This is a genomic window from Klebsiella sp. MPUS7 (genome assembly GCF_009905335.1).
Lineage (GTDB): Bacteria > Pseudomonadota > Gammaproteobacteria > Enterobacterales > Enterobacteriaceae > Klebsiella > Klebsiella grimontii.
On the sequence record NZ_CP047604.1, the window covers coordinates 5,760,327 to 5,787,035 of the forward strand.

Here is a 26,709-nt window from a genome sequence, read left to right on the forward strand (position 1 = left end):
AAATTCTGTTTAATCTGTATCAGGCTGAAAATCTTCTCTCAATCCGCCAAAACATCTTCGGCGTTGTAAGGTTAAGCCTCACGGTTCATTAGTACCGGTTAGCTCAACGCATCGCTGCGCTTACACACCCGGCCTATCAACGTCGTCGTCTTCAACGTTCCTTCAGGACTCTCAAGGAGTCAGGGAGAACTCATCTCGGGGCAAGTTTCGTGCTTAGATGCTTTCAGCACTTATCTCTTCCGCATTTAGCTACCGGGCAATGCCATTGGCATGACAACCCGAACACCAGTGATGCGTCCACTCCGGTCCTCTCGTACTAGGAGCAGCCCCCCTCAATTCTCCAGCGCCCACGGCAGATAGGGACCGAACTGTCTCACGACGTTCTAAACCCAGCTCGCGTACCACTTTAAATGGCGAACAGCCATACCCTTGGGACCTACTTCAGCCCCAGGATGTGATGAGCCGACATCGAGGTGCCAAACACCGCCGTCGATATGAACTCTTGGGCGGTATCAGCCTGTTATCCCCGGAGTACCTTTTATCCGTTGAGCGATGGCCCTTCCATTCAGAACCACCGGATCACTATGACCTGCTTTCGCACCTGCTCGCGCCGTCACGCTCGCAGTCAAGCCAGCTTATGCCATTGCACTAACCTCCTGATGTCCGACCAGGATTAGCTGACCTTCGTGCTCCTCCGTTACTCTTTAGGAGGAGACCGCCCCAGTCAAACTACCCACCAGACACTGTCCGCAACCCCGATTAGGGGCCCACGTTAGAACACCAGCCATTAAAGGGTGGTATTTCAAGGATGGCTCCACGCAGACTGGCGTCCACGCTTCAAAGCCTCCCACCTATCCTACACATCAAGGACCAGTGTTCAGTGTCAAGCTATAGTAAAGGTTCACGGGGTCTTTCCGTCTTGCCGCGGGTACACTGCATCTTCACAGCGAGTTCAATTTCACTGAGTCTCGGGTGGAGACAGCCTGGCCATCATTACGCCATTCGTGCAGGTCGGAACTTACCCGACAAGGAATTTCGCTACCTTAGGACCGTTATAGTTACGGCCGCCGTTTACCGGGGCTTCGATCAAGAGCTTCTCCTTACGGATAACCCCATCAATTAACCTTCCGGCACCGGGCAGGCGTCACACCGTATACGTCCACTTTCGTGTTTGCACAGTGCTGTGTTTTTAATAAACAGTTGCAGCCAGCTGGTATCTTCGACTGATTTCAGCTCCATGGGTAAACCACTTCACCTACATATCAGCGTGCCTTCTCCCGAAGTTACGGCACCATTTTGCCTAGTTCCTTCACCCGAGTTCTCTCAAGCGCCTTGGTATTCTCTACCTGACCACCTGTGTCGGTTTGGGGTACGATTTGATGTTACCTGATGCTTAGAGGCTTTTCCTGGAAGCAGGGCATTTGTCACTTCAGCACCGTAGTGCCTCGTCATCACACCTCAGCGTTAATAACGTTCCGGATTTACCTGGAACATCCGCCTACATGCTTAAACCGGGACAACCGTCGCCCGGCCAACATAGCCTTCTCCGTCCCCCCTTCGCAGTAACACCGAGTACAGGAATATTAACCTGTTTCCCATCGACTACGCCTTTCGGCCTCGCCTTAGGGGTCGACTCACCCTGCCCCGATTAACGTTGGACAGGAACCCTTGGTCTTCCGGCGTGCGGGTTTTTCACCCGCATTATCGTTACTTATGTCAGCATTCGCACTTCTGATACCTCCAGCAACCCTCACAGGCCACCTTCAACGGCTTACAGAACGCTCCCCTACCCAACAACACATAGTGTCGCTGCCGCAGCTTCGGTGCATGGTTTAGCCCCGTTACATCTTCCGCGCAGGCCGACTCGACCAGTGAGCTATTACGCTTTCTTTAAATGATGGCTGCTTCTAAGCCAACATCCTGGCTGTCTGGGCCTTCCCACATCGTTTCCCACTTAACCATGACTTTGGGACCTTAGCTGGCGGTCTGGGTTGTTTCCCTCTTCACGACGGACGTTAGCACCCGCCGTGTGTCTCCCGTGATAACATTCTTCGGTATTCGTAGTTTGCATCGGGTTGGTAAGTCGGGATGACCCCCTAGCCGAAACAGTGCTCTACCCCCGAAGATGAGTTCACGAGGCGCTACCTAAATAGCTTTCGGGGAGAACCAGCTATCTCCCGGTTTGATTGGCCTTTCACCCCCAGCCACAAGTCATCCGCTAATTTTTCAACATTAGTCGGTTCGGTCCTCCAGTTAGTGTTACCCAACCTTCAACCTGCCCATGGCTAGATCACCGGGTTTCGGGTCTATACCCTGCAACTTAACGCCCAGTTAAGACTCGGTTTCCCTGCGGCTCCCCTATACGGTTAACCTTGCTACAGAATATAAGTCGCTGACCCATTATACAAAAGGTACGCAGTCACCCCATAAAGAGGCTCCTACTGCTTGTACGTACACGGTTTCAGGTTCTTTTTCACTCCCCTCGCCGGGGTTCTTTTCGCCTTTCCCTCACGGTACTGGTTCACTATCGGTCAGTCAGGAGTATTTAGCCTTGGAGGATGGTCCCCCCATATTCAGACAGGATACCACGTGTCCCGCCCTACTCTTCGAGTTCACAGCCTGTGTGTTTTAGTGTACGGGAGTATCACCCTGTACCCTGCGACTTTCCAGACGCTTCCACTAACACACAAGCTGATTCAGACTCCGGGCTGCTCCCCGTTCGCTCGCCGCTACTGGGGGAATCTCGGTTGATTTCTTTTCCTCGGGGTACTTAGATGTTTCAGTTCCCCCGGTTCGCCTCGTTTGACTATGTATTCATCAAACGATAGTGCAACGAATTGCACTGGGTTTCCCCATTCGGACATCGCCGGCTATAACGGTTCATATCACCTTACCGACGCTTTTCGCAGATTAGCACGTCCTTCATCGCCTCTGACTGCCAGGGCATCCACCGTGTACGCTTAGTCGCTTAACCTCACAACCCGAAGATGTTTCGTAAAACATCATCGTGTCGCGAAAATTTGAGAGACTCGAACACACATCAGCTGTGTGTCGTTTCAATTTTCAGCTTGATCCAGATTTTTAAAGAGCAAAATTTCACAATGCACTTCACAGTACATTTTGAAATTTATCATTCATCAGACAATCTGTGTGGACACTACAAAGGCAGGTTCTTTCAGGTAAGGAGGTGATCCAACCGCAGGTTCCCCTACGGTTACCTTGTTACGACTTCACCCCAGTCATGAATCACAAAGTGGTAAGCGCCCTCCCGAAGGTTAAGCTACCTACTTCTTTTGCAACCCACTCCCATGGTGTGACGGGCGGTGTGTACAAGGCCCGGGAACGTATTCACCGTGGCATTCTGATCCACGATTACTAGCGATTCCGACTTCATGGAGTCGAGTTGCAGACTCCAATCCGGACTACGACATACTTTATGAGGTCCGCTTGCTCTCGCGAGGTCGCTTCTCTTTGTATATGCCATTGTAGCACGTGTGTAGCCCTACTCGTAAGGGCCATGATGACTTGACGTCATCCCCACCTTCCTCCAGTTTATCACTGGCAGTCTCCTTTGAGTTCCCGGCCGGACCGCTGGCAACAAAGGATAAGGGTTGCGCTCGTTGCGGGACTTAACCCAACATTTCACAACACGAGCTGACGACAGCCATGCAGCACCTGTCTCAGAGTTCCCGAAGGCACCAAAGCATCTCTGCTAAGTTCTCTGGATGTCAAGAGTAGGTAAGGTTCTTCGCGTTGCATCGAATTAAACCACATGCTCCACCGCTTGTGCGGGCCCCCGTCAATTCATTTGAGTTTTAACCTTGCGGCCGTACTCCCCAGGCGGTCGACTTAACGCGTTAGCTCCGGAAGCCACTCCTCAAGGGAACAACCTCCAAGTCGACATCGTTTACAGCGTGGACTACCAGGGTATCTAATCCTGTTTGCTCCCCACGCTTTCGCACCTGAGCGTCAGTCTTTGTCCAGGGGGCCGCCTTCGCCACCGGTATTCCTCCAGATCTCTACGCATTTCACCGCTACACCTGGAATTCTACCCCCCTCTACAAGACTCCAGCCTGCCAGTTTCGAATGCAGTTCCCAGGTTGAGCCCGGGGATTTCACATCCGACTTGACAGACCGCCTGCGTGCGCTTTACGCCCAGTAATTCCGATTAACGCTTGCACCCTCCGTATTACCGCGGCTGCTGGCACGGAGTTAGCCGGTGCTTCTTCTGCGGGTAACGTCAATCGACAAGGTTATTAACCTTATCGCCTTCCTCCCCGCTGAAAGTACTTTACAACCCGAAGGCCTTCTTCATACACGCGGCATGGCTGCATCAGGCTTGCGCCCATTGTGCAATATTCCCCACTGCTGCCTCCCGTAGGAGTCTGGACCGTGTCTCAGTTCCAGTGTGGCTGGTCATCCTCTCAGACCAGCTAGGGATCGTCGCCTAGGTGAGCCGTTACCCCACCTACTAGCTAATCCCATCTGGGCACATCTGATGGCAAGAGGCCCGAAGGTCCCCCTCTTTGGTCTTGCGACGTTATGCGGTATTAGCTACCGTTTCCAGTAGTTATCCCCCTCCATCAGGCAGTTTCCCAGACATTACTCACCCGTCCGCCACTCGTCACCCGAGAGCAAGCTCTCTGTGCTACCGTTCGACTTGCATGTGTTAGGCCTGCCGCCAGCGTTCAATCTGAGCCATGATCAAACTCTTCAATTTAAGTTTGATGCTCGTGAATTAAACTTCGTAATGAATTACGTATGTTCACTCAGAGACTTGGTATTCATTTTTCGTCCGAAGACGTTAAGAATCCATGTCACTTTGAGTGCCCACACAGATTGTCTGATAAATTGTTAAAGAGCAGTGCAACGCGGCTTTCGCTCACCGTTGCGAGGTCCCGTATAATACGTTTTCCTCATTCAGAGTCAAGCGTTTAATTTCGCTTTTCTCTGTCGGTATTCATCGCTGAATCCCGCTGACCCGGCGGCTTGCGTGCCGTTGTTCCGTGTCAGTGGGAGCGCATTATAGGGAGTTATTCCGAAGTGACAAGGGCTAAATGCAAAAAACTTTTCAACCGCCTCTTTTTTCATCATTACGGCGCGTAATGTAGCAAAAAATCGGCGTTTTGCCGTTTTAACCAACGAAGCAAGCCGTCAGATGGCATACTGGTAAGGTAAAAAAGAGAAAGGAACGGCATGTATGTCTTTAAGCGCACAGCAGTTGGCGGCACAAAAGAATATCTCCTGGGTATTAGCGGAGAAGCTGGCTCAAAAAATTTTGACCGGTGAATATCAGCCAGAAAGTATCCTTCCCGGCGAGATGGAGCTGGGTGAGCAGTTTGGCGTGAGCCGCACGGCCGTGCGTGAAGCGGTGAAGACGCTAACGGCAAAAGGTATGCTTTTACCACGGCCACGCATCGGTACGCGGGTGATGCCGCGCAGCAGCTGGAACTTCCTCGATAAAGAACTCCTGGCCTGGTGGTTAACAGAAGATAACTTCTCTGATGTTGTCAGCCATTTCCTCGTTATGCGCGGCAGCCTGGAACCTCAAGCCTGTTTTCTGGCGTCAACGTCAGGCTCGCCGGAGCAAAAGGCCCAGCTTAACGCCTTGATGGAGGAGATGGTTGAGCTAAAGAGGAACTTTCAGCGCGAGCGCTGGATTGAAGTCGATATGGCCTGGCATGAACATATATATGAAATGAGCGGTAACCCTTTCCTGATCTCTTTCGCCTCTTTATTTCATTCGGTCTATCACACCTACTTCACGTCAATTACGCAGAATGAAGTGGTGAAGCTGGATCTGCATCAGGCAATCGTTGATGCCATTCTGGATAGCGACGGCTCGCGAGCGCTTAGCGCCTGCCAGGCGTTGCTGAGTGCCCCCAATCATTCCGACAAATCGCAAGGGTAACGAATGACCAAAAAGAAAGGCCGCAGTATGGCCGGGCTGCCATGGATCGCAGCGATGGCTTTTTTTATGCAGGCGCTCGACGCCACCATTCTGAATACAGCCCTTCCCGCTATCGCCCATAGCCTCAACCGTTCACCGCTAGCGATGCAATCGGCCATCATCAGCTATACGCTGACGGTGGCTATGCTTATTCCGGTCAGCGGTTGGCTGGCCGACCGTTTCGGCACGCGGAAAGTATTTATCATCGCCGTCAGCCTGTTCACACTCGGTTCTCTTGCCTGCGCCCTGTCAAACTCGCTAATGGAACTGGTTATCTTCCGCGTCATTCAGGGCATCGGCGGGGCAATGATGATGCCAGTAGCGAGGCTGGCGTTACTGCGCGCCTATCCGCGCAGCGAACTGCTGCCGGTACTCAACTTCGTCACGATGCCTGGACTGGTCGGCCCTATCCTCGGCCCCGTGCTCGGCGGCGTACTGGTGACCTGGGCCAGCTGGCACTGGATTTTCCTGATTAATATTCCCATCGGTATTATCGGGATCGTGTATGCCCGCAAATATATGCCGGATTTCACCACGCCGCGTCGCCGCTTCGACACGCTCGGTTTTATCCTGTTTGGCCTGAGCCTGGTGCTGTTCTCTAGCGGAATCGAGCTGTTTGGTGAGAAAATTGTCGCCACATGGATGGCTCTGGCCGTTATCGCTCTGAGCATCATTTTACTGTGGGCCTATATTCGCCACGCTCGCCGTCATCCCACACCGCTCATTTCGCTTTCTTTATTTAAGACGCATACCTTCTCTGTCGGGATCGCGGGGAACCTGGCCACGCGCCTGGGTACCGGCTGCGTTCCGTTCCTGATGCCGCTGATGTTACAGGTTGGCTTCGGTTATCCGGCGATTATCGCCGGCTGCATGATAGCGCCTACGGCTATTGGTTCGATTATTGCCAAATCAACCGTCACCCAGATACTTCGCTGGTTTGGTTACCGTAAAACGCTGGTCGGGGTCACGATCTTTATCGGCCTGATGATCGCTCAGTTTTCGCTGCAATCTCCGGATATGTCGATCTGGATGCTGCTGCTGCCGCTATTCGTTCTGGGCATGGCGATGTCCACCCAGTTCACCTCAATGAATACCATCACGCTCGCCGATTTAACCGATGACAACGCCAGCAGCGGCAACAGCATGTTGGCCGTTACCCAGCAGCTGTCTATTAGTCTCGGGGTCGCCGTTAGCGCGGCGGTGCTGCGGTTTTATGAAGGATTCGAGAGCGCAAATACCATTGAACAGTTCCACTACACCTTTATTACCATGGGGGCAATCACCGTGGTATCGGCGCTGGTATTTACCTTATTAAGAGCAAAAGATGGCCGCAACCTGATTAAGGAGCGGCACAAGCGTTAGGCTGAACCGCGGACCACCAGCTCGGGGGTTAACTGCACGCGCTGCTGTTTTTGCCCCGGATCGGCCATGCGGTGAATCAGCACATCGATGGCCAGCTCGCCCAGTTCATCTTTCGGTTGATGAATCGTGGTTAACGGCGGCGTCATATAGCGCGCCAGTTCAATGTCGTCATAGCCTACCAGCGCCATATCCTCAGGGATGCGCAGGCCGCCCTGATAAAGGGCCTGGTAGGCGCCCACCGCCATCGCATCGTTACCGATAAACACCGCCTGCGGCAACGCTGAGAGGGTCAGCAGCTTCTGCATGGCGCTAAATCCGCCGCCAAACTCAAAATCGCTGCTAATCACATATCCTTCAGGTACCGTGAGTCCGGCCCGAGCCATCGCTGCCTGATACCCCTCCAGGCGCAGCCGGGCAGGCGTTTTATCCAGCGGACCCGCAATACAGGCAATTCGCGTATAGCCCTGGTCGATCAGATACTTCGTCGCCATATCGCCGCCCAGCAGAGAGTTATCCTGAATCAGATCGCTATCGCCGTCGAACGGCGCCCAGTCCATCATCACCGTCGGAACAGAAGGGTAACGCTGCATAATCTCCGGCGAAGGTTGATGCGTTTCAGTGCACAACAGCAGTAAACCATCGACGCGCTTTTGCATCAGCGTCTCCAGATTACGGTTCATGCGCTGCTCATCGCCTTCGGTATTACACAGCACCAGGCTATAACCCCGCTCGAAGCAGCTGCGCTCCACGCCGCGCACCAGCTCCGAATAAAACGGATTGGTACTGGCGGTAATGAGCATACCTATGGTGCGGGTTTGATTTAATTTGAGGCTGCGCGCCAGCGCGGACGGCGCGTAGTTCAGGCTTTTAATCGCGGCGTCGACTTTAGCGGTAATCGCTTCGCTAACGAAACGATCTTTGTTAATGACATGAGAAACCGTCGAAGTGGAAACGCCCGCGATGCGGGCTACATCCTTCATGGTGGCCAAGCGTTACCCCTGTTGACGTAAAAATTCGTCTATTTCTTTTCGCCAGGGCACGGAGGGCTGAGCCCCTTTTCGGGTGACGGCGATAGCCGCGGCTGCATGGGCAAAACGAATTGCCTCCGCCAGTTCGCGACCTTCGAGCAGCGCGGTGACCAGCGCGCCATTAAAGGTATCGCCAGCGGCAATGGTGTCAACCGCCTGCACTTTAAACCCCGGAACCCGACGACCGTTACCTTCGCTGCTCGCCCATACGCCACGGCTGCCAAGCGTAATGATCACCGTACCAATACCTTTATCATGGAGCACTTTAGCGGCTTTTGCCGCATCCTCATCGTTTTCCACGCGCACGCCGGTAAGCTTTTCCGCTTCGGTCTCGTTAGGGGTAATAATATCCACCAGCGTTAACAGTTCATCCGGCAATTCACGCGCCGGAGCAGGATTGAGTATGACCGAGGTTTGATTCTGGTGAGCGATTTTCGCCGCCGCCAGTACGCTTTCCAGCGGCGATTCCAGCTGCATCAGCAGCGCCTGCGCGCTGGCAATACGCTCTTTTTCCGCATCAACCTGCGCAACGCAGAGCGCGGCGTTAGCGCCGGCGTGAATACCGATGGTGTTTTCACCTTCAGCGTTAACAAAAATCAGCGCCACGCCGGTTGATTCTCCGGCAACGGCCCTGACCGGCGCGACGTCGATATTATCACTTTCCAGCTGACGACGAACGCGTTCGCCAATATCGTCATCGCCGGTACAGGCGATAAAGGAGATATTTGCCCCGCTGCGTCCGGCGGCAACCGCCTGGTTTGCGCCCTTACCGCCGAAAGCGACCTGATAATGATGACCGGTGACGGTTTCACCGGGCGTAGGGAAGGCGTCGAGATTAAGGATGTGATCGGCGTTGATACTGCCAAGGACGACAAGTTTGCCTGCGGTTTTCATAATCAATATTCCCGGAAATCGCGCCACCGGAATCCGGTGGCGCATGCCCTGCTTTTCTTTATTATGTTGTCCCTCGGACCGTCGCCGATCCGAATCGCACATTATTGCTTAATGACCAGTTTCAACTCAACCGGATAGCTGGTCTCCACTTTTTCGCCCTTCAGCACTTTATCGGCTGTCTCAACGCCTTTCACGCCGATCTGCTCCGGTAACTGGGCGATGGTCGCTGCCAGTTTGCCACTATTTACCGCTTTTTCGCCATCCGGAGTGCCGTCAAATCCAACAACCATCACATCAGATTTGCCTGCCGTTTGCAGCGCACGCAGCGCGCCCAGCGCCATTTCATCATTCTGGGCAAATACCGCCTGTACATCCGGATGCGCCGTCAGCAGGTTCTGCATGACGTTCAGGCCCTTAGTACGGTCAAAATCTGCCGGCTGGCTGGCCAGCACGTTAAACTTATGCGCAGCCACGGCCTGCTGGAAACCTTCGCCACGCTCGCGCGCCGCGGACGTCCCGGCAATGCCCTGTAGTTCAATGATCTTCGCGTTTTCGCCGACTTTTTTGGCGATATAGTCACCGGCCATTTTGCCGCCCAGCACGTTATCAGACGCGATATGGCTAACCACATCACCTTTTGATGCCTGACGGTCGAGGGTGATAACCGGAATTTTCGCCTGGTTAGCCAGCTTCACGGCATTACCCACCGCATCGGAATCCGTTGGGTTGATCAGCAGCAGTTTGGTGCCGCGGACGGTTAAATCCTGAACGTTAGCCAGCTCTTTGGCCGGGTTGTTCTGTGAATCCAGAACCACCAGGTTATAGCCAAGTTTATCCGCTTCTTTTTGCGCACCCTCTTTCAGAGAGACAAAGAATGGGTTGTTAAGGGTTGAGATAACCAGAGCGATAGTGTCTTTTGCCATCGCGTTTGCGCTTACGGTCGCACTTAACGCTACAGCAGAGACCAGGGTCGCCAGTTTTTTCATATTCATAGTTAAGATGTCCTGTAGAGTTCTCAGTTACTGCTTCTTGTTATCTACCAGTACCGCCAGCAAAATAACCACCGCTTTCACGATCATCTGGTAATAGGATGAAACGCCTAATAAATTCAGTCCGTTGTTCAGAAAGCCAAGGATCAACGCGCCAATCAACGTGCCGACAATACGCCCTTTACCGCCCGCGAGGCTGGTCCCCCCCAGCACCACCGCCGCAATCGCATCCAGTTCATATCCGGTGCCCGCCGTCGGCTGCGCGGAGGAGAGACGCGCGACCTCAATAATGCCGGCCAGCGAGGCCAGCATGCCGCACAAAGAATAGACTATGATCTTAACTTTATTGACGCTGATGCCGGAAAGACGCGTTGCCGCCTCGTTACCGCCGAGGGCGTAGATATAACGGCCCAGACGGGTATGGTGCAGCATGTACCAGGCGGCCAGGAAGACGATCGCCATAATCCACACCGGCGTTGGGATCCCCAGCGGACGACCAATCCCGAACCAGCCAAACAGATCGGCATTATCGGTAAAACCGGTATTCACCGGGCTACCGTTGGTATAAACCATCGTCACGCCGCGCAGCAGCAGCATCATCACCAGCGTGGCGATAAATGCCTGGACGCGCCCTTTCGCCACAATCACGCCGGTCACGGCGCCAATTGCCGCCCCTAACGCCAGCGCAGCGGCTACGGCCACCAGCGCGTTAACCTCAATTCCGACAATTGACGCGGCAACCGCGCCGGTCAGCGCCAGCAGGGAACCGACGGACAGGTCGATGCCCGAGGTCAGGATAACCAGCGTCATCCCTACCGCCATAATGGCGTTAACTGAAGTTTGCTGCAGGATATTGAACAGGTTATTCACGGTAAAAAAGTTGGGGCTCATGGTCGAAACAATCGCAATCAGCACCAGCAGGGCTATCAGCGATTTTTGCTCCATCAGCCACGCTTTTGTGAAGTAGCGACGACCAGAAACAGCCGGGTTATTCATCTTTTTTACTCCTGATTCACACGGTTAAGCTTGCCCACAGCGGCAGCCATCAATACTTCCTGGGTGGCCTGCTCGCGTGTGAATTCACCGCCGAGATGCCCTTCATGCATCACCATGATGCGATCGCTCATGCCCAGCACTTCCGGCATCTCCGAAGAGACCAGAATGATGCTCAGGCCTTCGGCTTTAAACTGGTTAATCAGCTGGTAGATCTCTTTCTTCGCGCCGACGTCGACGCCGCGGGTCGGTTCATCAAGGATCAGCACCTTCGGTCGGGTCATCAACCCGCGGGCGATCGCCACCTTCTGCTGGTTACCGCCCGAAAGCAGCCCAATAGCCTGCTCCATCGACGGCGTTTTCACATTAAACAGGCGGATAAAATCACTTACCGCCTGCTGTTCATCTTTATGCTTGAGGCTACCGCAGCCGCGGCTGAAGTAACGCAGCGCGGTTAGCGACATATTCTCTTTAACCGACATGCCGAGCACTAAACCATCGCGCTTGCGGTCTTCGGAGATGTAAACAATGCCGTTGGCCAAGCCATCCTGCGGAGAACGAGCGACAACTTCGCGCCCATCAAGGGTAACCGAGCCGCTGCTGCGCGGCAGCGCACCGTACAGCACCTTCATCAGTTCGGTACGCCCGGCGCCCATCAGCCCGGCGACGCCGAGAATTTCACCCTGGCGCAGAATAAAGGAGATATTCTCCACGCCTGAGCCGCACAGGTTGTCGACCTTAAGGCGAACCGCGCCCGGCGCTTTGTCCAGACGCGGATACTGATCCTCCAGCTTGCGGCCAACCATCATCTCAATTAGCAGATCTTCATCCAGGCTGGCCACTTCGCGCTCGGCGATAAACTGCCCATCGCGAAAGACCGTGACGTCATCGCAAATCTCGAAGATCTCTTTCATACGGTGAGAGATATAGACAATACCGCGCCCCTGCGATTTCAGTTCGCGGATCACGCGGAACAGGGATTCGGTCTCGGTATCGGTTAGCGCGTCGGTGGGTTCATCCATAATGATGACCTTCGACTCAAAGCTCAGCACTTTAGCGATCTCGACCATCTGCTGATCGCCGATCGATAAATCGCCCACCAGCTTCTGGCTGTTAAAACGTAGATTCAGCTTTGCCAGCAGCTTGTCGGCTTCGGCGTACATCGTCTTCCAGTCAATTTTGCCAAAGCGATTCACAAACTCACGACCGAGGAAAATGTTCTCGGCAATCGTCAGCTGTGGGATCAGGTTGAGCTCCTGGTGGATGATGCCAATTCCGGCTTCCTGAGAAGATTTAGGACCGTTGAAGGTGGTTTCTTTCCCCAGCCACAGCAGCGAACCGGCATCGCGGGCGTAAATACCGGTCAGCACCTTCATCATGGTGGACTTACCGGCGCCGTTCTCGCCGACCAGCGCCATCACGCGGCCCGGATAGACATTTAGCGAGGCGCCGGAGAGCGCCTTGACGCCAGGGAACGCTTTATCGATCCCTTTTAATTGCAATAAGGCTTCCATATCGGCGACCTCAGAACGTCACGCCGGCACAGAGAATAACGTTCGCATACGGGGAACACTCCCCGCTGCGAATCACCGCCTGACTGTCTGCGGTTTCTTTTTTAAACTGCTCATGACTGGTGTAACGAATTTCAATGGTGTTTCCCTGGTGCTGCTGCAGCTGCTCAAGGTGATTGAGCAACGTCGCGTGGAGCTGCGGATTAAGGGTTTTAATCTCTTCCGCGAGGATAGCCGCTTCAACCTGCATTTCGCTCGTCACCACCTCCAGAACCTGCATAAAGGAGGGCACCCCGTGGGTTAACGCCATATCAATACGCGTGCTGCTGCGGGGAACCGGTAAACCAGCGTCGCAAACCACCAGCGTATCGGTATGACCCAGACGGGAGATAACCGACGAAATATCAGCATTGAGGACGGTACCTTTTTTCATTTTCTCTTTTGCTCCATTAGCGAAACGTTTCGCTGGTATTAGTATTAGCAATAAGAGAACAGAAAACCATCACCAGATGTGAGAATTGTGATCGTCATCGAAACGTTTCGCAACACAGGTGAAAGAAAGGAAGAAGCGCTGAGAAAAACAAAAAGCCCTTCATCAAGAAGGGCCTTAGATAATCAGATCTCAACCTGAGTGCCGAGCTCAATAACCCGGTTAGGCGGGATTTCGAACTGGTCCGGCGCTCGCAGGGCGTTGCGCTGCAGCAGCAGATACAGCTTGCCGCGCAGGCGCAGATACCACGGCCGCTTGCCGATGATCAACGACTCATGCGACATAAAGAAGGAGGTCTCCATCATCCGGCAGCTCAGGCCTTCCAGCCCGCAGCGGTGGAAAACCTCTTCGACGTTCGGCGTTTCGCGCCAGCCGTAGCTGGCAACGACGCGCCAGAACGACGGCGAAATCTGCTCAATCTGCACGCGCCGCACGTTATGTACGTACGGCGCATCTTCGGTACGCAGCGTCAGCAAAATCACCCGCTCGTGCAGCACCTTGTTATGCTTCAGGTTGTGTAGCAGAGCAAAAGGAATCACGTTCAGCGCCCGGGACATATAAACAGCGGTACCCGGCACGCGAACCGGCGGCGATTTTTCAAGCGAAGAGATCATCGCTTCCAGAGAGTTACCGTGCTCATGCATCCGACGCAGCAGGCGGAAACGCTCGCTCTTCCAAGTCGTCATGATGGTAAACATCACCAGACCGAGGGTCAGAGGCAGCCAGCCGCCGGAGACGATTTTATCGAGGTTCGCGGAGAAGAGCGGAACATCAATGCACATAAAAGCCACCAGCAGCAGCGCCACAACAAACTTATTCCAGTGCCAGTTTTGGCGCGCCACCGTCGTGAACAGAATGGTGGTCAGCACCATCGTTCCCGTCACCGCAATACCGTACGCCGCCGCCAGATTAGAGGAGTGCTCAAAGCTAACAATTACGATGACCACCGAGATATACAGCAGCCAGTTGATAAACGGGATGTAAATCTGCCCGGACTCCATTTCCGAGGTATGAATAATACGCATCGGCGACAGGTATCCCAGACGCACCGCCTGACGAGTCAGGGAGAAGACGCCGGAGATAACCGCCTGGGAAGCGATAACCGTCGCCAGGGCGGCAATAATCAGCATCGGAATCAGCGCCCACTCCGGCGCCAGCAGAAAGAACGGGTTTTTAATTGCTTCCGGGTGTTTGAGCAGCAGCGCCCCCTGGCCAAAGTAGTTCAGCACCAGCGAAGGCAATACCACCGAAAACCAGGCCAGGCGAATCGGTAATTTACCGAAATGCCCCATATCGGCATACAGCGCTTCCACGCCGGTGATTGACAGCACCACCGCCCCCAGCGCCACAAACGAAACGGTTTTATATTCAAGGAAGAAATGAACCGCCCAATACGGGTTCAGCGCCTGCAGCACCTCCGGGTTAGCGAAGATACTGCGCGCCCCCAGCACCGCCAGCAGCAGGAACCAGATCAGCATAATCGGCGCGAACAGCTTGCCCACCATGCTGGTACCGTGCTTTTGAATGGCGAATAATAGCGTCAGAACAATAATGGAGATGGGCACAACCCAGGTATCCAGGTCGGGAGCGATAATTTCCAGCCCTTCTATCGCCGACATCACCGAGATGGCAGGCGTAATCACTACCTCGCCATAAAAGAAGCTGCCGCCGATAAGCCCAAGGATCACCAGTACCGATGTCGCACGTGCGGAGGTATTACGCCCCGCCAGCGACATTAACGTCAGGATCCCACCTTCACCGGCGTTATCTGCCCGCATCACGAAGGTGATGTACTTGAGCGATACGGTAAAAATTAACAGCCAGAAAATGAGCGACAGGAAGCCAAAAACAGCATCACGCTCAACGCCAAAGCCAAACTGGCCTGACAGACATTCACGAAGTGTATACAGTGGGCTGGTGCCGATATCGCCGTATACCACGCCGATTGCCGCCAGCGTTATTGCCGGCAGCGATTGTTTATTATCAGTGCTCATAGACTAGTCTTTTCGTTTATAAAACAAATGTGTGCCTAGTCCCTTGGCCCACAAAAAGGCGCACAGTATGCACGATTATTTGCTGAATCGTACCCCTAACTGACATCATCTTAACCTGACTCAAAGAAAATAAATCGATTCTTCAGGCTATTACCACCCCTAATCAAACATCTATACTCGACCTAACAACGACATTCTAAAAAGCACGCAACTCTATTATGGCTCAATCACATTTACTGGCAGAAAGAATTTCCCGGCTCAGCGCCGCGCTGGAAAAAGGACTCTTCGAACGCAGCCACGCAATACGCCTTTGCCTGCTTGCCGCCCTCAGCGGCGAGAGCGTTTTTCTGCTGGGGCCGCCGGGGATCGCCAAAAGCCTGATTGCCCGTCGCCTCAAGTTCGCCTTCCAGCAAGCCCGCGCGTTTGAATACCTGATGACCCGCTTCTCCACGCCGGAAGAGGTCTTTGGCCCGCTCTCCATCCAGGCGCTGAAAGATGAAGGGCGCTACGAGCGTCTGACCGCCGGCTATCTCCCGGAAGCCGAAATTGTTTTTCTCGATGAGATCTGGAAAGCGGGCCCGGCGATCCTCAATACGCTACTGACAGCGATAAACGAACGCCATTTCCGCAACGGGGCAACCGAAGAGAAAATCCCCATGCGCCTGCTGGTGGCGGCGTCGAACGAACTCCCGGAGGCGGACAATAGCCTGGAAGCCTTATACGACCGTATGCTTATCCGGTTATGGCTGGATAAGGTACAGGATAAAACTAACTTCCGCTCAATGCTGATAAGCCAGCAGGACGAGAACAGTAATCCTGTCCCGGCGAATTTGCAGGTCAGCGACGAGGAGTTCCTGCAATGGCAGCAGGATATCGGCAACGTGAAGCTACCGGACAGCGTGTTTGAACTCATATTCCAGCTGCGCCAGCAGTTGGATACGCTGCCGAACGCGCCCTACGTCTCAGATCGTCGCTGGAAAAAGGCCATTCGTCTGCTGCAGGCCAGCGCCTTTTTCAGCGGCCGCGACACCATTGCGCCAATAGACCTGATCCTGCTGAAGGATTGCCTGTGGCACAACGTTGAGACAATGAACCTGATGTCCGCGCAGTTGGAGACCTTAATGACCAGCCACGCCTGGCAGCAGCAGGCGATGCTCACTCGTCTGGGGTCGATAATCCAGCGGCGCATTCAGCTTCAACAGCAGCAAAGCGATAAAACCGCGCTAAAAGTCACGCGTCTCGGCGGTATGTTTAGCCGGAAACCTCATTATGAACTGCCTGCTGAAGTACAGGATTCGACGCTAACGCTGCTTCTCCAGCAGCCGCTCAAACTGCACGATCTGGAAGTCATTCATATTACGTTCGTTCGTGAAGAGCTCGCTCATTGGCTGGAGAAAGGCGGTGAGATCCGCGGCAAGCTCAACGGAATTGGTTTTGCCCAGCAGCTGAATATGGATGTCGATACCAGCCAGCACCTGGTCGTGCGCGACGTCAGCTTACAGGGATCGCGGCTCTCCCTACCCGGTAGTGAATCACGGGAAAATATGCCCGCCGAAATCCGGCAGCAGTTGGAGGCGCTGGACGACGAATGGCATCAGCAACATAACCGCTTCAGCGAACAGCAAAAATGTCTGTTTATCCCCGGCGAGTGGCTGGGGCGGATTGAAGCCAGCCTGCAGGACGTAGGAACGCAGATCAAACAGGCCCGCCAGTCATGACCCTGGACATGCTGAATGTCATGCTGGCAGTCGGCGAAGAGGGCATGATCGATGAGATGCTGCTGGCGCTGCTGGCGGCACCTCAGCTCGCGATATTCTTTGAAAAATTTCCACGGCTTAAAAATATTATCGCCGCCGACATTCCTCGCTGGCGGGAAGCGGTGAGATCGCGGCTAAAAGAGACCAACGTCCCGCCCGAACTGGATGCGGAAGTTCAGTGCTATCAGCAGTCACAGCGGCTTTCCACCTCGCAGTTTATCGTCCAGCTGCCGCAAATTCTCAGCCAGCTGCATAAGCTGCACTCCCCGTTCGCCAGCCAGGCGCAGCAGCTGGTGGATGACAACAGCACCTTTACACCGGCGCTGCACACGTTATTCCTCCAGCGCTGGCGCCTGAGCCTGGTGGTGCAGGCAACCTCTCTTAATCAGCAGTTGCTGGATGAAGAGCGCGATCAGCTGCTGAGCGAAGTTCAGGAGCGCATGACCCTCAGCGGCCAGCTGGAGCCGGTGCTGGTGGAAAATGACAATGCGGCTGGGCATCTGTGGGACATGAGCGCCGGAGAGCTGAAGCGCGGCGATTATCAGCTGATCGTTCGCTACGGGGATTTTTTAACTCAACAACCTGAGCTCATGCAGCTAGCTGAACAACTGGGACGCTCGCGTGAAGCGAAAGCGGTGCCGAAAAAAGATGCGCCGATGGAGACCTTCCGCAGCCTGGTGCGCGAACCGGCCACCGTGCCGGAGCAGGTCGACGGGCTTCAGCAGAGCGACGATATTCTGCGTCTGCTGCCGCCAGAGCTGGCCACTCTCGGCATTACCGAGCTGGAGTTTGAGTTCTACCGCAAGCTGGTTGAAAAGCAGCTGCTGACCTATCGGCTACACGGCGATGCGTGGAAGGAAAAGATCACCGAACGGCCGGTCACGCGCCAGGACGTTGACGAACAGCCGCGCGGGCCGTTTATCGTCTGCGTCGATACTTCCGGCTCAATGGGCGGTTTCAATGAACAGTGCGCCAAGGCGTTTTGTCTGGCGCTGATGCGGGTCGCTCTGGCGGATAACCGCCGCTGCTTCATTATGCTGTTTTCCAGCGAAGTGGTGCACTACGAACTCACCGGCCCGCAGGGGCTGGAGCAGGCAATTCGTTTTTTAAGCCAGCGTTTTCGCGGCGGCACCGATCTGGCCAGCTGCTTCCGGGCAGTGATTGAGCGTATGCAGAATCCGCAGTGGGTCGATGCTGATGCGGTGGTGATTTCCGATTTTATCGCCCAGCGCCTGCCGGATGAGGTGATCAATAAGGTGGGGGAGCTACAGCATAAACATCAACATCGTTTTCATGCGGTGGCGATGTCGGTACACGGCAAGCCCGGCATTATGCGCGTTTTCGATCATATCTGGCGCTTTGATACCGGGTTGCGTAGCCGCCTGCTGCGACGCTGGCGGCGTTAATCACTGATTAAAGAAGCGCGGCAACGCTTTGACGAACCTGGGTTGGCCACACGCCGCACTGCACCTGGCCGATGTGATCCAGCTGCAGAAGCAGCATCGTCAGGCGAGACTGGCCAATGCCGCCGCCAATCGTCTGCGGCATCTCTCCGCGCAGCAGCGCCTGGTGCCATTCCAGCTTCAGGCGATCTTCATCGCCGGTCATCGCCAGCTGACGCTTCAGCGCTTCGGCATCCACGCGGATCCCCATTGAAGAGAGTTCGAAGGCATCTTCCAGAACCGGGTTCCATACCAGAATGTCGCCGTTCAGGCCCGCATAGCCTTCAGCGGCAGGCGTACTCCAGTCATCATAATCCGGCGCGCGAACATCGTGGCGCTGGCCATCAGAAAGCTTACCGCCGATACCGATCAGAAATACCGCGCCCAGCTCTTTCGCGATCGCTCGTTCGCGGCCCTTGGCATCGAGATCCGGATAGCGGCTTAAAAGCTCCTGGCTGTGAACAAAGTGGATCGTCTCCGGCAAGAACGGCGTGAGGCCAAACTCTTTACTGACGGCGTCCTCGGTGGCTTTGATCCCGGCATAGATCGCTTCAACGGTTGCTTTCAGCGTGCCGCAGTGGCGTTCTTCATCCCCCATTACGCGCTCCCAGTCCCACTGGTCAACGTAGACGGAATGGATGGCGGTTAACCGGTCTTCATCGGGGCGAAGGGCCTTCATGTGCGTGTACAGCCCTTCGCCCGCGCTGAAGTCGTGTTGTCCCAGGGTTTGACGCTTCCACTTCGCTAGTGAATGAACCACTTCGAACTGGGCGTCTGGCAGTGTTTTCACTTTAACCTGAACCGCTTTTTCGCAACCAGAGAGGTTATCCTGCGTCCCATCGCCCACGCGGCTTAAGATCGGCGCCTGGACTTCGATCAGGCCGAGCTTCTCTTCAAGCTGGCGGGAAAAGTGTGACTTAACGAAACTAATCTGGCGTTGTTTTGCGATGTATGCGGTTTTCATTTTTTATAACTCCTGCGTCCTGTTGCCATTGATTAAGCAACAAAACAGCGCTGCAATTCAATAATCCAACAACAAAAAGCCTGCATCGATTTTGATTCATTAAAATTTGCGGCTAAAATAGAAATATTCGTCAAACTTCATAAGAAAAACCTATGGAAAATTATCAGATCGACAATCTGGACCGCGGCATCCTTGAGGCCCTCATGGCCAATGCGCGTACCGCCTATGCTGAACTGGCAAAACAGTTTGGCGTCAGCCCGGGGACCATTCACGTTCGCGTAGAGAAAATGAAGCAGGCCGGAATTATTACCGGCGCGCGTATCGACGTCAGCCCCAAGCAGCTGGGTTACGATGTGGGGTGCTTTATCGGCATTATTCTGAAGAGCGCGAAAGACTACCCCTCCGCGCTGGCGAGGTTAAACAGTCTGGATGAGGTTACCGAAGCGTATTACACCACCGGGCACTACAGCATCTTTATAAAAGTGATGTGCCGATCGATTGACGCGCTCCAGCATGTACTTATCAACAAGATCCAAACAATTGATGAAATTCAGTCCACTGAAACGCTGATCGTCCTGCAAAACCCGATTATGCGCACCATCCGCCCATGATCGGGCTTTTTAATCCCACATTTTTCCACAGGTAGATCCCAGCTCGCTCACAGCGTACAATACGCCACTCTGAATAGTGGAGCGGGCGATCATGGCAGAGATAACTCTTATCAGCGGCAGTACGCTGGGTAGCGCAGAATATGTATCAGAACATCTGGCGGAAAAGCTGGAAGAGGCTGGTCACAGCACGACTATCCTGCACGGACCGCTGATCGAAGATCTGCAGCCGCAGGGGATCTGGCTGGTTATCTCTTCTACTCATGGCGCCGGGGATATTCCCGATAACCTGCTGCCCTTCTATGAAGCGCTTCAGGAGAAGCAGGTCGATCTTTCTGCAGTCCATTTTGGCGCAATCGGCATTGGTAGCCGCGAATACGATACCTTCTGCGGAGCGATTGATAAGCTCGAGACTGCGCTCAAAACCTGTGGGGCAAAACAGATCGGTGAAACGCTAAAAATTAACGTCCTCGAACATGAAATTCCGGAAGATCCGGCCGAGATTTGGCTGGGATCCTGGAAAAACTTGCTCTGAGAATTGTAAAGATCATACTTTCTTCTGTGGATAACTATGCTTAAAAGCTTGGATCAACCGGTAGTTATCCAAAGTATAACCGTTGCCTGAATTTTGTGCTGTGTATAACCCTTCATTTTGATCCCAGCTTATACGGACCAGGATCACCGATCATTCACAGAAAGCGATCCTTCTTAAACGGTTGATCCTAAACCGCGGATCTGACTTATCCACAAGACAAGCCGATCCTAATAAGAGATCACAATAAAACAGATCTCTAAATAAAAGATCTTCTTTTTAATACTCAGGATCCCGGCGCTTTCTCGAAAGGCTAAAGTTGAGTAGAATCCACGGCCCGGGCTTCAATCTATTTTCAAACCGCTTTATGCGAGGCATACCACCATGTTTTATCAGGATCCTTTTGACGTCATCATCATTGGCGGGGGTCATGCAGGCACTGAGGCCGCGATGGCCGCAGCGCGAATGGGTCAACAGACTCTGCTTTTGACACACAATATCGACACGCTGGGGCAGATGAGCTGCAATCCGGCGATTGGCGGCATTGGGAAAGGACACCTGGTAAAAGAAGTGGATGCGCTTGGCGGCCTGATGGCGAAGGCCATTGACCACGCAGGTATCCAGTTTAGGATACTAAACGCCAGCAAAGGCCCTGCCGTACGGGCGACTCGCGCTCAGGCAGACCGAGTGCTGTACCGCCAGGCCGTACGGACCGCGCTGGAAAACCAGCCTAACTTAATGATCTTCCAGCAGGCGGTGGAAGATCTGATTGTTGAGAACGATCGTGTTGTCGGCGCCGTCACCCAGATGGGGCTTAAATTCCGCGCCAAAGCGGTAGTACTGACCGTCGGAACCTTTCTTGACGGTAAGATCCATATTGGTCTCGATAACTACAGCGGCGGCCGTGCAGGCGATCCTCCGTCGATCCCGCTGTCCCGTCGTTTGCGTGAACTGCCGCTGCGCGTCAGCCGCCTGAAAACCGGTACCCCGCCGCGCATCGACGCAAGGACGATTGATTTCAGCGTTCTGGCACAGCAGCACGGCGATAATCCGATGCCGGTCTTCTCGTTTATGGGGGATGCTTCTCAACATCCGCGTCAAGTACCGTGCTATGTCACGCATACCAACGAGAAAACCCATGACGTGATCCGTAACAACCTCGATCGCAGCCCGATGTATGCCGGCGTGATTGAAGGGATCGGCCCGCGCTACTGTCCTTCGATCGAAGACAAGGTCATGCGCTTTGCCGATCGCAACCAGCACCAGATCTTCCTCGAGCCGGAAGGACTGACGTCCAACGAGATTTATCCAAACGGTATCTCCACCAGCCTGCCGTTCGATGTCCAGATGCAAATCGTCCGCTCAATGCAGGGGATGGAAAATGCAAAAATCGTTCGTCCTGGCTACGCTATTGAGTACGATTTCTTTGACCCGCGTGACCTGAAACCGACGCTGGAAAGTAAATTTATCCATGGCCTGTTCTTTGCCGGCCAGATTAACGGCACTACCGGTTATGAAGAAGCTGCCGCTCAGGGCCTGCTTGCCGGCCTCAACGCAGCTCGTTTCTCCGCCGAGAAAGAGGGATGGGCGCCGGGCCGCTCTCAGGCTTACCTTGGCGTCCTGGTAGACGATCTCTGTACTCTCGGTACCAAAGAACCGTACCGCATGTTTACCTCTCGTGCGGAATACCGCCTGATGCTGCGTGAAGACAACGCCGATCTGCGCCTGACCGAACAAGGCCGTGAACTGGGTCTGGTGGATGACGAACGCTGGGCGCGTTTCAACCAGAAGCTTGAGAGCATTGAACGTGAACGTCAGCGCCTGAAAGCCAGCTGGGTTAATCCGCTGGCGGAAAGCGCTGCGGAAGTGAATGCTCATCTGACAGCGCCTTTATCCCGTGAAGCTAACGGTGAAGATTTGCTCCGTCGTCCGGAAATGACCTACGAACAGCTGGTGCAGATGACGCCGTTCTCGCCGGGTCTTGAGGACAAGCAAGCGGCGGAACAGGTCGAAATTCAGGTAAAATACGAAGGCTACATCGCGCGCCAGCAGGATGAAATCGAGAAACAACAGCGCAACGAGAACACGTTGCTGCCTGCTACGCTTGATTATCGCCAGGTGAATGGGCTGTCGAACGAGGTCATTGCCAAGTTGAACGACCATAAGCCGTCTTCGATAGGGCAGGCATCGCGTATTTCCGGCATTACGCCTGCGGCAATCTCGATTTTGCTGGTGTGGTTGAAAAAGCAGGGAATGCTGCGCCGTAGCGCCTGATTTTCCACTGAACGATACATTGGCGGATACGCATCTGACGTCCGCCAGGTTAATTTCTCAGCCCGGTAAGCGAATCGCCTCCGGGCTCATTGTTTTTAAACAGGTACCGATCGTGCTCAACAAACTTTCTCGTCTTCTTGATGAAGCAGGTATTTCACTTACCGATCACCAGAAAAACCAGCTTGTCGGCTATGTTGGCATGTTGGATAAGTGGAATAAGGCCTATAACCTGACCTCGGTTCGCGATCCTGACGAGATGCTGGTACGCCACATCCTCGATAGTATTGTTGTTGCGCCATACCTTAACGGAACGCGTTTTATCGATGTCGGTACGGGCCCAGGCCTGCCGGGGATCCCGCTGGCTATCGTGCGTCCTGAATCCCACTTCACCCTGTTAGACAGCCTTGGCAAGCGAGTACGTTTTCTCCGCCAGGTCCAGCATGAGCTAAAACTGGATAACGTCACCCCGGTACAAAGCCGCGTGGAAGCGTTCCCGGCAGAGCCGCCGTTTGATGGCGTTATTAGCCGCGCATTTGCGTCGCTGAATGACATGGTGAGCTGGTGCCATCATTTACCCGCGGAGAACGGTCACTTCTATGCGCTCAAAGGGTTAGCGCAGGAAGATGAAATGGCAAATCTACCGGAAGGGTTCGTCATTAAAGATGTTGTCGAACTGCATGTGCCTCAGCTGGAAGGGGAGCGTCACCTTGTGGTGATTCAGCCAAAAATGATTTAATTTTTATCAAAAAATGTGAAAAAAAGACGGGCCGTGCATGTTACAAAAATAAAAGTCACGGCAGGGTATTATCGGACTGTCTTTAACCATGGAGTTACCAGGGTTTTTCTTTCCGTTAACTTTGCGCGGTTACTTTACTTGCAGAATAGTCAACATTGAAAATATCAGTACGCTAAAAATCTCGCTGCTTGTCGTTCATACCGATGTTAAATATTTATTATGAATGTCAATAAAAGGTTTTTATTGTATATGGGATTGTTTTAGAAAGAATACCTACTTTTTATGTTGAATATCAAAAGGATAAAAAATCGAGTTTTATGTACAGAATTAATTCGATTTCGCGGAAAATGTTTATTATGTGATCTGATGCACGCTTTAATTGCCGATTTTTCGCGGTATTTGCAGTTTTGCATGACGGCTCACAGAACGGTGAAATGCATGAAAAGTTGTCTGTCGGAAAATAATTAAACATTTATTCACTATTTTGCTACTTATTGTTTGAAATCACGAGGCGTCACCGTATAATTTGTCCGCTTTTTGATGCTTGACTCTTCGTCTTAAAGGACGTTTTATACGACACGCGACATACCTCGAAGGGAGCAGGAGTAAAAACGTGATGTCAGTGTCGCTCTTGAGTCGAAACGTTGCTCGTAAGCTTCTGTTTATTCAGTTACTGGCAGTAATAGCAAGTGGACTGCTGTTCAGCCTCAAAGACCCTTTCTGGGGCATCTCCGCGGTGAGTGGAGGTTTGGCGGTTCTTTTGCCAAACGTGATATTTATGATTTTTGCCTGGCGTCATCAGGCGCATACACCAGCTAGAGGCCGAGTGGCCTGGTCCTTCGCCATCGGCGAAGCCTTCAAGGTGTTGCTGACCTTCGCCTTTCTGGCGATGGCGCTGGCGGTTTTGAAAGTGGTATTTTTGCCGCTGATAGTGACGTGGGTTTTGGTGCTGGTGGTACAAGTTCTGGCGCCAGCTGTAATTAACAACAAAGGGTAAAAGGCATCATGGCTTCAGAAAATATGACGCCGCAGGATTACATAGGCCACCATCTGAATAACCTTCAGCTGGACCTGCGTACATTCTCGCTGGTGGATCCGCACAACCCCCCGGCCACCTTCTGGACGCTCAACATTGACTCCATGTTTTTCTCAGTGGTGCTCGGTCTGTTATTCCTGTTTATGTTCCGCAGCGTGGCTAAAAAGGCGACAACCGGCGTACCTGGTAAATTCCAGACCTTTATTGAGATGATCATCGGCTTCGTCCATGGCAGCGTCAAAGATATGTATCATGGCAAGAGCAAGGTCATTGCTCCGCTGGCCCTCACCGTGTTCGTCTGGGTATTCCTGATGAACCTGATGGATCTGCTGCCTATCGACTTTATCCCTTGGATCGGCGAACACGTTCTCGGTCTGCCTGCTCTGCGCGTGGTGCCGTCAGCTGACGTTAACATCACCCTGTCGATGGCGCTTGGCGTATTTATCCTGATTCTTTTCTACAGCATCAAAATGAAAGGCGTGGGCGGGTTCGTTAAAGAACTGACCCTGCAGCCGTTCAATCACTGGGCGTTCATTCCTGTCAACTTAATCCTTGAAGGGGTAAGCCTGCTGTCAAAACCTGTATCACTGGGTCTGCGACTGTTCGGCAACATGTATGCCGGTGAGCTGATTTTCATTCTGATTGCTGGCCTGTTGCCGTGGTGGTCACAGTGGATTCTGAATGTGCCATGGGCCATTTTCCACATCCTGATTATTACGCTGCAAGCCTTCATCTTCATGGTTCTGACGATCGTCTATCTGTCGATGGCATCTGAAGAGCATTGATTTTTACCAACATACTACGTTTTAACTGAAACAAACTGGAGACTGTCATGGAAAACCTGAATATGGATCTGCTGTACATGGCTGCCGCTGTGATGATGGGTCTGGCGGCAATCGGTGCTGCGATCGGTATCGGCATCCTCGGGGGTAAATTCCTGGAAGGCGCAGCGCGTCAACCGGATCTGATTCCTCTGCTGCGTACTCAGTTCTTTATCGTTATGGGTCTGGTGGATGCTATCCCGATGATCGCTGTAGGTCTGGGTCTGTACGTGATGTTCGCCGTCGCGTAGTAAGTTGTTCGAAAGAAACCTAAGCCACAGAGTTATTTTTTAAGAGGTATTGTGCTGTGAACATGAACGCAACAATCCTCGGCCAGGCCATCGCGTTTGTTATCTTCGTATGGTTCTGCATGAAGTATGTATGGCCGCCGTTAATGGCTGCCATCGAAAAGCGCCAGAAAGAAATTTCTGACGGTTTAGCTTCTGCAGAACGCGCTAAGAAAGATTTGGACCTTGCACAGGCCAACGCGACCGACCAGCTGAAAAAAGCGAAAGCGGAAGCCCAGGTAATCATCGAGCAGGCGAACAAGCGTCGCTCTCAGATCCTGGACGAAGCAAAAGCGGAAGCAGAACAGGAACGCACCAAAATCGTCGCACAGGCGCAGGCTGAAATCGATGCCGAACGTAAACGTGCTCGTGAGGAGCTGCGTAAGCAGGTCGCTATCCTGGCTGTTGCTGGCGCCGAGAAGATCATCGAACGTTCCGTGGATGAAGCTGCTAACAGCGACATCGTGGATAAACTTGTCGCTGAACTGTAAGGAGGGAGGGGCTGATGTCTGAATTTGTAACGGTAGCTCGCCCCTACGCCAAAGCAGCTTTTGACTTTGCCGTCGAACACAACAGCGTTGAACGCTGGCAGGATATGCTGGCGTTTGTCGCTGAAGTGACGAAAAACGAACAAATGACAGAGCTACTCTCCGGCGCACTGGCGCCAGAAACGCTCTCTGATGTGTTTATCGCGGTCTGTGGTGAGCAACTGGACGAAAATGGCCAAAACCTGATTCGGGTAATGGCTGAAAATGGTCGTCTGAATGCGCTCCCTGATGTTCTCGAGCAGTTCATTCACCTGCGCGCTGCCAGTGAGGCAACCGCAGAGGTAGAAGTTATTTCTGCCGCTCAAATGAGTGACGAACAGCTTGCGAAAATTACCGCCGCGATGGAAAAACGTCTGTCACGCAAAGTTAAGCTGAATTGCAAAATCGATAAGTCTGTAATGGCAGGCGTAATCATCCGTTCGGGTGATATGGTCATTGATGGTAGCGTACGCGGCCGTCTTGAACGCCTTGCAGACGTCTTGCAGTCTTAAGG

General features: G+C 53.4%; 21 protein-coding genes and 2 rRNA genes. 13 read left to right on the top strand and 10 right to left on the bottom strand.

Annotated elements, in window-relative coordinates; translation table 11 throughout:
• Positions 1 to 67 precede the first annotated feature (67 nt).
• Both GUC22_RS26955 and GUC22_RS26960 read right to left on the bottom strand, forming a co-directional pair.
• Positions 68 to 2,974: ribosomal RNA gene (locus GUC22_RS26955) — 23S ribosomal RNA — on the bottom strand.
• 206 nt (positions 2,975 to 3,180) lie between these two features.
• Positions 3,181 to 4,720, bottom strand: a 16S ribosomal RNA gene (locus GUC22_RS26960).
• The 16S and 23S rRNA genes sit together here, the layout of an rRNA operon.
• A gap of 480 nt (positions 4,721 to 5,200) precedes the next feature.
• Here GUC22_RS26960 and GUC22_RS26965 point away from each other — a divergent pair.
• The gene (locus GUC22_RS26965) at positions 5,201 to 5,911 is read left to right on the top strand and encodes a FadR/GntR family transcriptional regulator (RefSeq protein ID WP_004871943.1); all 711 of its coding nucleotides are present in this window, start codon (positions 5,201 to 5,203) and stop codon (positions 5,909 to 5,911) included.
• A gap of 3 nt (positions 5,912 to 5,914) precedes the next feature.
• Positions 5,915 to 7,312, top strand: coding sequence for a multidrug transporter subunit MdtD (gene mdtD / locus GUC22_RS26970; protein ID WP_004871941.1), 1,398 nt, complete (start codon positions 5,915 to 5,917; stop codon positions 7,310 to 7,312).
• On the opposite strand, the gene rbsR is transcribed toward mdtD, so the two are convergent.
• From rbsR to kup, 7 genes are all read right to left on the bottom strand, one after another.
• Positions 7,309 to 8,292 carry a ribose operon transcriptional repressor RbsR gene (rbsR, locus tag GUC22_RS26975; protein WP_201746424.1) on the bottom strand — a complete coding sequence of 328 codons (984 nt, stop codon included), beginning with the start codon at positions 8,290 to 8,292 and terminating at the stop codon, positions 7,309 to 7,311. The genes mdtD and rbsR overlap by 4 nt on opposite strands.
• 12 nt (positions 8,293 to 8,304) lie before the next feature.
• Positions 8,305 to 9,237 carry a ribokinase gene (rbsK, locus tag GUC22_RS26980; protein WP_024360526.1) on the bottom strand — a complete coding sequence of 311 codons (933 nt, stop codon included), beginning with the start codon at positions 9,235 to 9,237 and terminating at the stop codon, positions 8,305 to 8,307.
• Between the two features lie 98 nt (positions 9,238 to 9,335).
• Complete coding sequence (rbsB, locus tag GUC22_RS26985) at positions 9,336 to 10,226, bottom strand: ribose ABC transporter substrate-binding protein RbsB (RefSeq protein ID WP_024360527.1); 891 nt, start codon at positions 10,224 to 10,226, stop codon at positions 9,336 to 9,338.
• Positions 10,227 to 10,253: 27 nt separating this feature from the next.
• Positions 10,254 to 11,219: a ribose ABC transporter permease gene (rbsC, locus tag GUC22_RS26990; protein ID WP_004855792.1), complete on the bottom strand. Its 966-nt coding sequence runs from the start codon at positions 11,217 to 11,219 to the stop codon at positions 10,254 to 10,256.
• A 5-nt stretch (positions 11,220 to 11,224) separates the two neighbouring features.
• Complete coding sequence (gene rbsA / locus GUC22_RS26995; protein ID WP_049131987.1) at positions 11,225 to 12,730, bottom strand: ribose ABC transporter ATP-binding protein RbsA; 1,506 nt, start codon at positions 12,728 to 12,730, stop codon at positions 11,225 to 11,227.
• Positions 12,731 to 12,740: 10 nt separating this feature from the next.
• Positions 12,741 to 13,160, bottom strand: coding sequence for a D-ribose pyranase (gene rbsD, locus GUC22_RS27000; RefSeq protein WP_064343366.1), 420 nt, complete (start codon positions 13,158 to 13,160; stop codon positions 12,741 to 12,743).
• Between the two features lie 182 nt (positions 13,161 to 13,342).
• On the bottom strand, positions 13,343 to 15,211 hold the full coding sequence (gene kup, locus GUC22_RS27005) for a low affinity potassium transporter Kup (protein WP_004871930.1): 1,869 nt from the start codon (positions 15,209 to 15,211) through the stop codon (positions 13,343 to 13,345).
• 218 nt (positions 15,212 to 15,429) lie between these two features.
• Between kup and ravA the strand changes: the two genes are divergently transcribed.
• Both ravA and viaA read left to right on the top strand, forming a co-directional pair.
• Positions 15,430 to 16,929 carry an ATPase RavA gene (gene ravA, locus GUC22_RS27010; protein ID WP_004871927.1) on the top strand — a complete coding sequence of 500 codons (1,500 nt, stop codon included), beginning with the start codon at positions 15,430 to 15,432 and terminating at the stop codon, positions 16,927 to 16,929.
• On the top strand, positions 16,926 to 18,374 hold the full coding sequence (viaA, locus tag GUC22_RS27015; protein ID WP_116944286.1) for an ATPase RavA stimulator ViaA: 1,449 nt from the start codon (positions 16,926 to 16,928) through the stop codon (positions 18,372 to 18,374). The genes ravA and viaA overlap by 4 nt, the downstream gene beginning before the upstream one ends.
• Positions 18,375 to 18,381: 7 nt before the next feature.
• Here viaA and asnA read toward each other — a convergent pair whose 3' ends face one another.
• Positions 18,382 to 19,374, bottom strand: coding sequence for an aspartate--ammonia ligase (gene asnA, locus GUC22_RS27020; RefSeq protein ID WP_024360530.1), 993 nt, complete (start codon positions 19,372 to 19,374; stop codon positions 18,382 to 18,384).
• 152 nt (positions 19,375 to 19,526) lie between these two features.
• Here asnA and asnC point away from each other — a divergent pair, with 152 nt between their 5' ends.
• From asnC to atpH, 9 genes are all read left to right on the top strand, one after another.
• Complete coding sequence (gene asnC, locus GUC22_RS27025; RefSeq protein ID WP_004107306.1) at positions 19,527 to 19,985, top strand: transcriptional regulator AsnC; 459 nt, start codon at positions 19,527 to 19,529, stop codon at positions 19,983 to 19,985.
• Positions 19,986 to 20,076: 91 nt separating this feature from the next.
• Positions 20,077 to 20,517 (top strand): FMN-binding protein MioC, encoded by a 441-nt coding sequence (gene mioC / locus GUC22_RS27030; RefSeq protein ID WP_154955420.1) that lies wholly within the window; start codon positions 20,077 to 20,079, stop codon positions 20,515 to 20,517.
• 381 nt (positions 20,518 to 20,898) lie between these two features.
• Complete coding sequence (gene mnmG / locus GUC22_RS27035) at positions 20,899 to 22,788, top strand: tRNA uridine-5-carboxymethylaminomethyl(34) synthesis enzyme MnmG (RefSeq protein ID WP_024360532.1); 1,890 nt, start codon at positions 20,899 to 20,901, stop codon at positions 22,786 to 22,788.
• A 112-nt stretch (positions 22,789 to 22,900) separates the two neighbouring features.
• The gene (gene rsmG / locus GUC22_RS27040) at positions 22,901 to 23,524 is read left to right on the top strand and encodes a 16S rRNA (guanine(527)-N(7))-methyltransferase RsmG (RefSeq protein WP_024360533.1); all 624 of its coding nucleotides are present in this window, start codon (positions 22,901 to 22,903) and stop codon (positions 23,522 to 23,524) included.
• 616 nt (positions 23,525 to 24,140) lie between these two features.
• Entirely contained in the window at positions 24,141 to 24,521 is a 381-nt protein-coding gene (gene atpI, locus GUC22_RS27045) for a F0F1 ATP synthase subunit I (RefSeq protein ID WP_004871906.1), read from the top strand.
• Positions 24,522 to 24,529: 8 nt separating this feature from the next.
• Entirely contained in the window at positions 24,530 to 25,345 is an 816-nt protein-coding gene (atpB, locus tag GUC22_RS27050; RefSeq protein ID WP_004127037.1) for a F0F1 ATP synthase subunit A, read from the top strand.
• 47 nt (positions 25,346 to 25,392) lie between these two features.
• Entirely contained in the window at positions 25,393 to 25,632 is a 240-nt protein-coding gene (gene atpE, locus GUC22_RS27055; protein WP_000429386.1) for a F0F1 ATP synthase subunit C, read from the top strand.
• A gap of 56 nt (positions 25,633 to 25,688) precedes the next feature.
• Positions 25,689 to 26,159, top strand: coding sequence for a F0F1 ATP synthase subunit B (gene atpF / locus GUC22_RS27060; protein ID WP_004107293.1), 471 nt, complete (start codon positions 25,689 to 25,691; stop codon positions 26,157 to 26,159).
• Between the two features lie 14 nt (positions 26,160 to 26,173).
• Entirely contained in the window at positions 26,174 to 26,707 is a 534-nt protein-coding gene (atpH, locus tag GUC22_RS27065) for a F0F1 ATP synthase subunit delta (RefSeq protein WP_024360534.1), read from the top strand.
• The last annotated feature ends 2 nt before the right edge of the window (positions 26,708 to 26,709 follow it).